Source organism: Colwellia sp. BRX8-4, assembly GCF_014077345.1.
Taxonomy (GTDB): Bacteria; Pseudomonadota; Gammaproteobacteria; order Enterobacterales; family Alteromonadaceae; genus Colwellia_A.
In genome coordinates, this window is the sequence record NZ_JACGVS010000047.1 from 1 (window position 1) to 4,208 (window position 4,208).

A 4,208-nucleotide genomic window follows, 5' to 3' on the forward strand; every position below is an offset into this window, starting at 1 on the left:
AATTGAATAGCGTTAACTTTGAAGTCGTTTGAATACTTCCAAGTTCGTCTTGGATTATTGTACTTGGGCATAAGACACCTCATCTTTAGTTAGATTTTGGTGTCCGTTTTATCGGGGGAAGATCAGCGTCCGTCTTGAATAGCTTGTTAGGAGACGCTTATGCGAGCCTCTAAGTTTCTAATTAAAGAACTAATTTCTAAATCAAAACCTGTTAAGTTTTTACCGCTCAAGTTTAGATTAATTAGTCGATTTTTGTCTTCTAGAATCGGAACCATATGTTCTTTAAAATTTTCCCAAGACATTTCTCTGGGTTCAATTTCAGACAATAAATCTGAGTTTAATTTTTTCAATCTAACGATTCTAGATTTAGAAGACCAAACAGGAAGAGATACTCGGTTATCAGAAACATCAAACTCAAGCATTGTTCCGTCTGGGAATTCACCAAACCATAAATATTGCTTTTCTGATACCTCTTGATAGAATTTTTCAATCTGCGAACCTACGCTCATTTAATCAAGTCTCCTAACGCCCTATTAAGCGGCGATAAATTGTTGGCTAAAATGCGAGGAACGAAGCTAGCCAACTGTTTAGCGTCCGTCTTGAATAGCTTGTTATACATCCGTTACACGACATTTTTGCCATCGCATAGGAAAATGACCTTTAAAAGTAATGTCATTTAACTCTGACTTAGTAATTAGCCCTTTTCTGTATTTATTTCCGTAAAATAGCATCGACAAAAATACCCAGCCAATATATAAACAAAAAGCTATGGTAATTAGGCAACCCAATAGGCATTTAAACACGGCAACCTGATCATATTGCCTTAAAGATATATCAGTCTCAATACCAAAGAACTTAAAGATAAACGTACATAGATAAAAAGAAAGAGAAAGAAAAAGTACAGAAACGGCAATGCTTAACCTTTGAGATTCTTTGTAATAATCAGGCTTTAAGTTAAATTGACTTTTAAATGCTCGTATTAGAATAATGGCAGCCTTTTGGATGTATAACGCCTTGCTAGGCGGAAAATAATGGTTGGCTATAATCGCGAAGCGATGGCCAACTATTATTTTTCCGTTTAAGCAACTTGTTATATCATTGGAAAACTGTAGCCAAAAAAACTCCCTATTACTTTCACGATAACAACAGACCAAGTAATTAAAAATAAAATCATAATAATTGAGTACATCGAAGTTTGACTACCATCTTTGTATTTGATCATAGTATGTTGACTTAAACCGAGTTCTAATTCTAACTTTTTGCAACGTACATATTTTTGATTTCTGAGATCTCTAAATTGGCGAGCAAATAACCATGAACATAAAATTAGAAATATTCCTATTAGACAAAACAATAGAACAACTACACCTAAAGAGTCCTTAGAAATATTATTTAAGACAAAACCGAGAAGAACAGAACTTACTCCCCAAGTAAGAGTTGATACTGACCACACTAAATTATCATGATGTTCCGCAGAGTTCTGAGCCATTTCGTACTCTAGCAATTTGCTTTCATATCTGTTTTTGGTAAATAACTGCATAAAACACCTTTGATATAACGCCACGTTAAGCGGCAAAAAATTGTTGGCTAAAATGTGAACGGAGTGAAACAGCCAACTGTTTTTTGTCCGTTTGAACGCCTTGTTAGGTGTTCTTTTTATTAGGTTTATTTAATTTAACAGTTGCTTCCGTACAACGCAAAGACAACCAAAAACTTGCAAGAGATATTAATAGATTAGATCCACCAATTTCGACTCCTGCAAGCACCATAAATGTTAGATATACACTATAAGTTGATAATAAAAGTAAACATGATGCAGCAATACGAGAATGCCACCTAAAAACTGCAAAGAGCAGGAACGCGTACAAGCTGAAATCAATTATAAAACCAATAGATGTTTCAATATTCAACTCTTGAAAAAATAGTCCAACGATCAAGCTTATTAAAGTTAAAATTGCGATTCCAAAAGTACAAGACTTGATCATAGCGATACAAGTCGATTTAGAATCTAAGGAATGAAAAACATTTATCTTTTGATCAACATCCATAGTTGAGAGATTTCCTGACACCTAACGCCCCACTAAGAGGCAAATGATAGTTGGTTATAATAGAGAGCGAAGCGAACAAAACCAACTGTTATTTGTCCTGCTTGAGTGGCTTGTTATATTTTAAATATCTAACTTAATTAATCATACTAGCACCACCCCCACCAGATGGCCCATTATGAGAATATTTATGAAGTCGATAACTACCCTTCATATTTTCCCCGTTAGCAAACCTAACTAATAATCTAACTGTAAAAAGCATAGGTTCACCAAAAAATAATGATGAAACTTCGAGCCTGAGAGACTGATAGTCGAATGTTTGTTTGTCATAATATTGATAGAAATCGTCGGGTGAACAAAACATTGCATATGCGTAATGCAACTGGGGACTGGTTTCTGCTGTTGCTTTTGCAATAATTAATTTAACTTGTTTAAAGTTGTAAAACTCTTGGAATTTATACTCATGAATCAAGTGAGGTGTTAAAACAATCGCCAATTGTTCAATTTCACCTTTTTTAGTAAAGCATTTAGAATCATAGAATGCCAAAGGCATAGTTTTCTTTTCATGATTCGAATCACGAGCCTTAATCAAGTTAATTACTGTTGAATATCTTTCAGGGTATGCATCTTTATCAATATGTTCCACCACATCAAGAAGCTCATTGTATGTATAAGAACTAAAATCAATCTCCATAAATCAAGTAAACTCCTTTAAAATATAACGCCACGTTAAGCGGCAAAAAATTGTTGGCTAAAATTGTGAACGGAGTGAAACAGCCAACTGTTTTTTGTCCGTTTGAACGTCTTGTTATATATACCTACACAAATATTCTTGAAATTAATTCCGTAGATTGAAAGACAATGATCGCTAGCCCAGCATACCCAAGTACTTTAAGTAAAATATTACCTTTAGCTATACCATAAGAAGTTAAATCAATTAACTTGCCAAATGAAACAAATATTAAGACGCTACCAAGAATAATGGCTACAACTAAATCAATCCAATAACTAATATCCATATTAAACATCGATCCTTAAGTATATATAACGCCCACTTAAGGGGCAAAATAGAGTTGGCTAAAATAGGTGAACGGAGTGAACAAAACAGCCAACTTTATTTTGTCCCTCTTTAAGTTCTTGTTATACGTATGTACTCTCAATTACGATGTGATATAAAGCAAGCCTGAGATGATGAATACAATAATTATAAACTTAATTCCAAGATTGCCACGCACATTTTTACCGTTAGATATTTGCTGTTTAAAGGCATTTAACTCATTATCCGTTTTAAACCCCGAACAATGAGAACATTTCTCATCTTTTACAGGGTATTGCAAACCACAGCGGTGACATTTTTTAGTTGGGGTTTGCATAAACAGAGAACCACTACTAAGCATTATTGAAACCCCCCATTACGACCACACTCTCAAAATACGTATAACGCCCTATTAACAGGCAAAAAATAGTTTGCTAAAATGTTGAGGAACGAAAACAGCAAACTGTTTTTTGTCCTTGTTTAATAGCTTGTTAGCTCTCAAATTGCTCCGTAATTTCCATTACTCTTTTATCTTGTAATATTGCACCAGACATTACAACAACACGAGCATTTACATGGTTTCGGTGTGGGTAATAATCACCAATCACCTCATGCGGTACAAGATAAGCATTTATAACATTAAAATCTTTATTGAAGATCACCGCAATTAACCAATCAAAATCTTTTTCAGCGTAATTTCTTATTACGCTTAATTGCCTTGATGGATTCTCAGGTGTAACTCTGCGAGCTTTAATTTGAAATGTAACACCTGCATCTGAAATTGCATCGTAGCCAGCTTTAGAGTTTTCAGCTAACTTTAAGTTCATCATATTTGCAACAAGCCACTCGGCATAATCACCAAGTGGATTGTTATTAGTTCGCACGATCTCTCTGCGCTTTAATTCAGCTGTAGCATTAGCTTGTAACTGAAGTAATTCAATTGGTTTTAATTCATCTAAATTCAAACTTATGCCACCTTGGACTTGAGAGCTAACGCCCTATTAAGCGGCGCGAAATTGTTGGCTAAAATTGCGAGGAACGAAGCTAGCCAACTGTTTAGCGTGATCTTCCCCCGATAAAACGGACACATTTTTTTTCACGCTGCCAGGGCTTCATATTCTATTGGC

Annotated in this window: 7 protein-coding genes; all 7 read right to left on the reverse strand. The window is 34.8% G+C overall.

Annotated features, from left to right (window positions below; translation table 11 throughout):
• Window positions 1–146: 146 nt before the first annotated feature.
• The 7 genes from H4J56_RS19205 to H4J56_RS19235 all read right to left on the reverse strand — a co-directional run bounded on the left by H4J56_RS19205 (window position 147) and on the right by H4J56_RS19235 (window position 4,046).
• Window positions 147–509, reverse strand: coding sequence for a DUF2750 domain-containing protein (locus tag H4J56_RS19205; protein ID WP_182218437.1), 363 nt, complete (start codon window positions 507–509; stop codon window positions 147–149).
• A gap of 581 nt (window positions 510–1,090) precedes the next feature.
• Window positions 1,091–1,540: a hypothetical protein gene (locus H4J56_RS19210; RefSeq protein WP_182259802.1), complete on the reverse strand. Its 450-nt coding sequence runs from the start codon at window positions 1,538–1,540 to the stop codon at window positions 1,091–1,093.
• A 103-nt stretch (window positions 1,541–1,643) separates the two neighbouring features.
• Window positions 1,644–2,048: a hypothetical protein gene (locus H4J56_RS19215; RefSeq protein WP_182259803.1), complete on the reverse strand. Its 405-nt coding sequence runs from the start codon at window positions 2,046–2,048 to the stop codon at window positions 1,644–1,646.
• 133 nt (window positions 2,049–2,181) lie between these two features.
• Window positions 2,182–2,739 carry a DUF6559 family protein gene (locus H4J56_RS19220; RefSeq protein ID WP_182259804.1) on the reverse strand — a complete coding sequence of 186 codons (558 nt, stop codon included), beginning with the start codon at window positions 2,737–2,739 and terminating at the stop codon, window positions 2,182–2,184.
• 124 nt (window positions 2,740–2,863) lie between these two features.
• Window positions 2,864–3,064, reverse strand: a complete 201-nt coding sequence (locus tag H4J56_RS19225; RefSeq protein WP_182259805.1) for a hypothetical protein — start codon at window positions 3,062–3,064, stop codon at window positions 2,864–2,866.
• A gap of 141 nt (window positions 3,065–3,205) precedes the next feature.
• Window positions 3,206–3,442, reverse strand: coding sequence for a hypothetical protein (locus tag H4J56_RS19230; RefSeq protein ID WP_182259806.1), 237 nt, complete (start codon window positions 3,440–3,442; stop codon window positions 3,206–3,208).
• Between the two features lie 130 nt (window positions 3,443–3,572).
• Window positions 3,573–4,046 carry a DUF6998 domain-containing protein gene (locus H4J56_RS19235; RefSeq protein ID WP_182259807.1) on the reverse strand — a complete coding sequence of 158 codons (474 nt, stop codon included), beginning with the start codon at window positions 4,044–4,046 and terminating at the stop codon, window positions 3,573–3,575.
• Between the last annotated feature and the right edge of the window lie 162 nt (window positions 4,047–4,208).

Coding starts and splice junctions, on each gene's coding strand:
- H4J56_RS19205 (WP_182218437.1), bottom strand. CDS start 509: ATGAGCGTAGGTTCGCAGATTGAAAAATTCTATCAAGAGGTATCAGAA.
- H4J56_RS19210 (WP_182259802.1), bottom strand. CDS start 1,540: ATGCAGTTATTTACCAAAAACAGATATGAAAGCAAATTGCTAGAGTAC.
- H4J56_RS19215 (WP_182259803.1), bottom strand. CDS start 2,048: ATGGATGTTGATCAAAAGATAAATGTTTTTCATTCCTTAGATTCTAAA.
- H4J56_RS19220 (WP_182259804.1), bottom strand. CDS start 2,739: ATGGAGATTGATTTTAGTTCTTATACATACAATGAGCTTCTTGATGTG.
- H4J56_RS19225 (WP_182259805.1), bottom strand. CDS start 3,064: ATGGATATTAGTTATTGGATTGATTTAGTTGTAGCCATTATTCTTGGT.
- H4J56_RS19230 (WP_182259806.1), bottom strand. CDS start 3,442: ATGCTTAGTAGTGGTTCTCTGTTTATGCAAACCCCAACTAAAAAATGT.